The sequence below is a fragment of the Amycolatopsis sp. NPDC059021 genome (assembly GCF_042739895.1).
GTDB lineage: Bacteria > Actinomycetota > Actinomycetes > Mycobacteriales > Pseudonocardiaceae > Amycolatopsis.
Genome location: NZ_JBHYIQ010000202.1, coordinates 1 through 4,862, shown reverse-complemented (window position 1 = coordinate 4,862; position 4,862 = coordinate 1). Strand labels below are relative to the sequence as shown.

General features: G+C 68.9%; 5 protein-coding genes. 2 read left to right on the top strand and 3 right to left on the bottom strand.

Annotated features, from left to right (window positions below; genetic code table 11):
• Positions 1 to 103: 103 nt before the first annotated feature.
• From ACFWX1_RS47870 to ACFWX1_RS47860, 3 genes are all read right to left on the bottom strand, one after another.
• On the bottom strand, positions 104 to 1,519 hold the full coding sequence (locus tag ACFWX1_RS47870) for an amidohydrolase family protein (RefSeq protein WP_378396600.1): 1,416 nt from the start codon (positions 1,517 to 1,519) through the stop codon (positions 104 to 106).
• A gap of 110 nt (positions 1,520 to 1,629) precedes the next feature.
• Entirely contained in the window at positions 1,630 to 2,544 is a 915-nt protein-coding gene (locus tag ACFWX1_RS47865; protein WP_378396599.1) for an alpha/beta fold hydrolase, read from the bottom strand.
• Positions 2,541 to 3,449: a diiron oxygenase gene (locus ACFWX1_RS47860; RefSeq protein WP_378396598.1), complete on the bottom strand. Its 909-nt coding sequence runs from the start codon at positions 3,447 to 3,449 to the stop codon at positions 2,541 to 2,543. The genes ACFWX1_RS47865 and ACFWX1_RS47860 overlap by 4 nt, the downstream gene beginning before the upstream one ends.
• Positions 3,450 to 3,512: 63 nt before the next feature.
• On the opposite strand from ACFWX1_RS47860, the gene ACFWX1_RS47855 reads away from it, so the two are divergent.
• Both ACFWX1_RS47855 and ACFWX1_RS47850 read left to right on the top strand, forming a co-directional pair.
• Entirely contained in the window at positions 3,513 to 4,298 is a 786-nt protein-coding gene (locus ACFWX1_RS47855) for a TetR/AcrR family transcriptional regulator (protein WP_378331439.1), read from the top strand.
• Between the two features lie 22 nt (positions 4,299 to 4,320).
• A complete protein-coding gene (locus ACFWX1_RS47850; protein WP_378396597.1) occupies positions 4,321 to 4,638 on the top strand; it encodes a DUF4873 domain-containing protein in 318 nt (105 codons plus the stop codon).
• Positions 4,639 to 4,862: the final 224 nt, after the last annotated feature.

Below are 4,862 nucleotides of genomic sequence, written 5' to 3'. Positions count from 1 at the left end.
CACTCCGCCAGCCCTCTGCGTGCGCCGGCTCGTCTCGCGAGGAGACCTGGCGTGGTTCCGACCCCCGACGCCGGCCAGCAACCCCCCCCCCCTTCAGCTCACGTCAGGGCAGCAGGGTCTTGAGGTGATCCGCGGCGGCCTGTGCGTCCCGGATGAGCCGGGGATCGTCGGCGCCGACGACCTTGCCGTCGCGCTTGAGCGCCTTCCCATCGACGAACACCCACTGCACGTTCGCGGGCTGGGTGTTGTAGACGACCTGGTTGACCCAGTCGACCCGCGGCGCGAAGTTGACCTGCTGCGCGTCGATCACCTGCAGGTCCGCCTTCTTGCCCGGCGTCAGCGAGCCGATCTCGCGGTCGAGGCCCATCGCCTCCGCTCCGCCGAGCGTGGCCATCCGCAGCACGTCGGCGATCACCGGGTAGACGGCCGGGTCCGTCGAGGTCGCGCGCTGCAGGTTCACCGCCGCGCGCATGACGTTGAACATGTCGCTGGTGTCGTTCGTGCCGCCGTCCAGTCCGAGCCCGACCTTCAGCCCGCGCTTGTGCATCTCGGGCAGCCGGATGATCCCGGACGCGAGCCGCTGGTTCGACAACGGGTTGTGCGCGACCCGCACGTCGGCCTTGGCCAGTTCGTCGAGGTCGGCGTCGGTCGCGTGGATGACGTGGTCGGCGATCAGCCCCGGCCGCAGCGCGTCCGCCTTGCGCAGCGCTTCCATCTGCCCGGTCGCCGGATCGGCCTTGGACTCCAGCAGGTGCACGTTGAGCGGGACGCCGAGTTCGCGCGCGAGCTTGGCCGACGCGTCGAGGTTGCCGAAGTTGTCCAGTGTCGGATGCGACCCGACCTGCAGGTGCGCCAACGGGTTCGGATCGATGAACTCCCGTTTCGCGGCGCGGACGGCGTCCTGCAGCGCCGGGTCCGAGCCCGCGTCGTAGGCGAAGACGAACCGCAGCTTCGAGTCGGCGAGCGCGCGGAGATTCCCCCAGGCGAAGGGCTTGTTGAAGGTGTGCGACCAGTCCGTGACCGTGGTGATCCCGGTCCCGACCACGTCCATAGTGGACAGACGAACACCGGCGTAGCCATCGGCCTCGGTGATCGGCTTGCTGTAGAACGGCAGCACGCACTTGCCGAGCCAGCCGTTGAGCTCCTTGTCCGCCGCGCAGCCGCGGATCAGCGACTGCCACAGGTGGTTGTGCAGGTCGACGAACCCGGGCAGGACGATCTTGCCGCGCCCGTCCACGACGCGTGCCCCGCCGGTGTCGAGGTTCTTGCCGACGGCCTTGATCCGGTCGCCTTCGAGCAGGACGTCGGCGTCGGGAAGCTGCCCGAGCGGGCCTTCACCGGCCTTCGGGTCCATGGTCAGCACCATCGAGGCACCGCGGACGACGACACGGCCGGTGCCGTCGAAGGTGTCCGCCGCGGCTGGGCCGGAGGTGCCCCGGCCCAGACTCACCAGCAGGGCTCCGCCGAGTACGAGTGCCAAGGTCAGGACGAATATGCCGGACGCGGGTCTTTGCCGCATCGTGATCACTCCCCAGGTCTGACGACGAAACGGAAGATCACGCTAGCGATGCGGGCCGTTACCGGGAAGGTCCCGGATCCCCCTGTGGACCCGGGACCTGCCCGTTCACGTCATCCGGTCCGGACGGCCGACCGGATCAGGGCGTTGACGCGGCAAGCCACCTCGCCCGCCCGCTCCTGCGGGAGCATGTGCCCGGCACCCGGATAGCGGACGAATTCCGCCTCCGGCAGGGCATCCGCGATGACCTTCGCGTGCGGCAGCGGGCACAGCCGGTCCTTCTCGCCCGCCAGCACCGCGACCGGGATGTCCCGCAGCGCGCCGAGCCCGACCCGGCCCTCGTGCCGCGCGATCGCGTCGATGAACTCGCCGACGCTCGCCGGATGCGCGCACAACATCTGCTCGGCCACGCTGTCGACCTCCGCGCGACGAGGCCGGTTCCCGAACACGAGAACCCGCGCGCCGGACCGCACCATGCCGCGCGACAGCCGGAAGTTCTCGGCCCGCATCCGCGCGAGGAACTTCGCGACGCGCGGTTCGAGGCGGGTCACCCCACGACCGGCGAGGCCGGGCAGCCCGAGCGTCAGCTGGTCCATCTGGCCCGAGGACGTCGCGACGAACGCGGCCGCGGCCACCCGCGAGGACACCAGCTCCGGATGCCGCTCGGCGAGCGCCATGATCGTCATCCCGCCCATCGAATGTCCGGCGAGCACGAGCGGACCGGTCGGCACGCGGCCGGCGATGAGCTCGGCGAGATCGTCGGCGAGACGTTCGATCCGCGCCGTACCCGGCTTCGCGTGCGCCGATCCGCCGTGCCCGCGCAGGTCGTAACGCAGGATCCGGATCGCCGGGTCCAGGTGCGGCAGCACGAAGTCCCAGGTCCGGTGGTCCTGGGTCCAGCCGTGCACGAGGACGAGGGTGGCGGCGGAATCGGCCGGTCCGCTCGTTTCGAGGTGCAGCGCGGTGCCGTCACCGGTGACGAACCGGTGCGCGCGGGCCGGGTCCCGCAGCCGCTCGGCGGTGGTCATCGGCCCGCCGGGAGCAGGAACGACTTGTGCCAGAAGTACATCCCCGGCGCGCCGACCAGCCCGGACTCGTCGAGGAACGGCATGATCTTCTCCCCCGCCCAGGCGATCGTGTTCCGCCAGTTCGGGTTGTTCAGCGCCGCCTCGACGCCGTCGCGTGGACGGATGCCGACGGCCTTGTAGATGTTGGGGTTGATGAACGCCCTCGTCACGAAGTACGAGACCAGCGCGATGATGAACTGCTGGTAGACACGCTCGCCGCGGGACAGCTTCGCCATACCGCGCGTGACCTCCTCACGAGCGAACGTGACGTGCCGCGCCTCTTCGAGGACGTGGATACGGTTCACCATCCGCACCAGCGGCTGGATGCCCTCGTCGTTCATCTGCTCGCGCTGGAGCCGGTCGAGGACCTCCTCGGCGACCAGGATCGCGCCGTACCGCGCTGGCCCGTAGGAGATCGTCGGCATCAGCTTGGCGAGGCGGCGCAGCCACGGCACCGGGCCGTAGGTCGGGACGCCGAGCCGCGCCGACATCCGGGCGAACATGGTGGAGTGCCGGCATTCGTCGGCGATCTCGGTGAGCGCGAACTGCGCGTGCGAGGTCGTCGGGTCCTGCTTGTAGACCTCCTTGAGCAGCATCTGCATCAGCAGGATCTCGAACCACAGCCCGGTGGTCGCGACGCTGGCGATCTCGTGCTTGCCCAGCTCGATCCGCTGTTCCGGGGTCAGCCGGTCCCAGATTTCGGTCCCGTACAGGGACGAACGCTCCTCGGGGATGTATCGCTTACCCTCGACCAGTGGCGCATCCCAGTCGATGTCCACCTCGGGGTCGTAGAACTTGTTCGCCGACGACTTGAGCAGCCGGTCCGCGGTCTTTTCGCGGCCGGGATCCTTGAGCGTCCGCGTCATTGCGACACACCCCTTTCGTGACGCAGGTTTCTGTAACCACTAGTAACAGTTACCTCTGGTAGCATGACGACCGTGATCGAACGTGTCAAGCGCTCCAGCAAGCACTCCAGCAAGCGCGCCCCCGCCGGGGAGGCCGACACCGGGGACGCCCGGCGCGACCGCTGGCGCAAGCACCGGATCGCCCGCCGGGCGGAGTTCGTGGAAGCGGCGCTCCGCGCGCTGGACAAACACGGCCCCGAGCTGGGCATGGAGGACGTCGCCGCCGAAGCGGGTGTCACGAAACCGGTGCTCTACCGGCATTTCGACGACAAGGCTGACCTCTACGTCGCCCTCGGCCAGCGCGGCACCGAGATCCTGCTGGGCCGCCTGATCCCGGCCATCAACGCCGAACTCGCGCCGGTCCCGCGCATCCGGATGGCGCTCGACGCGTTCTTCACCGTCATCGAGGAACACCCGAACCTGTACCGCTTGCTCGCGCGCGGTGCGACGCAGGAGAAGGCGGGCGACTCCGACGTAGTCGCCGAGGACAAGGAACTCATCGCGACCGCGTTGTCGGCGCTGCTCGGCGACTACATGCGGATGTTCAACATGGACTCCGGAGCGGCCGAGCCGTGGGCGTACGGGATTGTCGGCATGGTCCAGAACACCGGTGAATGGTGGCTGGACCGGCAGTCCATGGGCCGCGACTCGGTCGTCGAGTACCTGACGCAGATCATCTGGGCCGCGATCGACGGCCTGACCCGCCAGCACGGCGTGATCATCGACCCGAACGTGCCGCTCGAGGCGAACAAGGTCATCCAGATGAGCAGGGCCAAGCAGGAATCCGCGGCCGACAGCGACGCCGGCTGAACCCTACGGAGGAGAGTCCCTGATGAGCGAGCACGACGAAGACGGCTACGCCGGCGAGGCCACCCTTGTCGTCGATGGCACGGAACTCGCGGTGAAGGTCGACCTGCGAGGCTACTTCCAGCCGATCGACGGCTACTACCGCTGGTACGGCCGGATCGCCACCGACGAGAAGCTCACCGCGCTGGCGGGCGGCAAGAAGAAGGCGGTCGAGATCCGCGCGGGCGAGCACACCGCGTCCGGCGAGATCTCCGACCCCGACCCGTGGGGCCGCTACCGGATCATGGGCACCAGCACCCCGCCGTTCCACGTGCCCACCAGCTTGGCGGAACTCAACGCCTGACTACTGCCGCAGGACCCAAACGCCCCATGCGGTTCCTCAGTAGTGAGTGGCCGTGATCGAACCGGGCCGACGCCCGGCGTGGACATGCACCCCGGTCGACAGGGTCGTGAAATGGCACATGGGGGACGTCCAACGCCGTCAATGTCCCATTCGTGACTCCGCCACGCCGGGACCCCACCCCTTGTCGCGAACGCTCCGTTCAGGACGTTGATCGTCTCGAACGG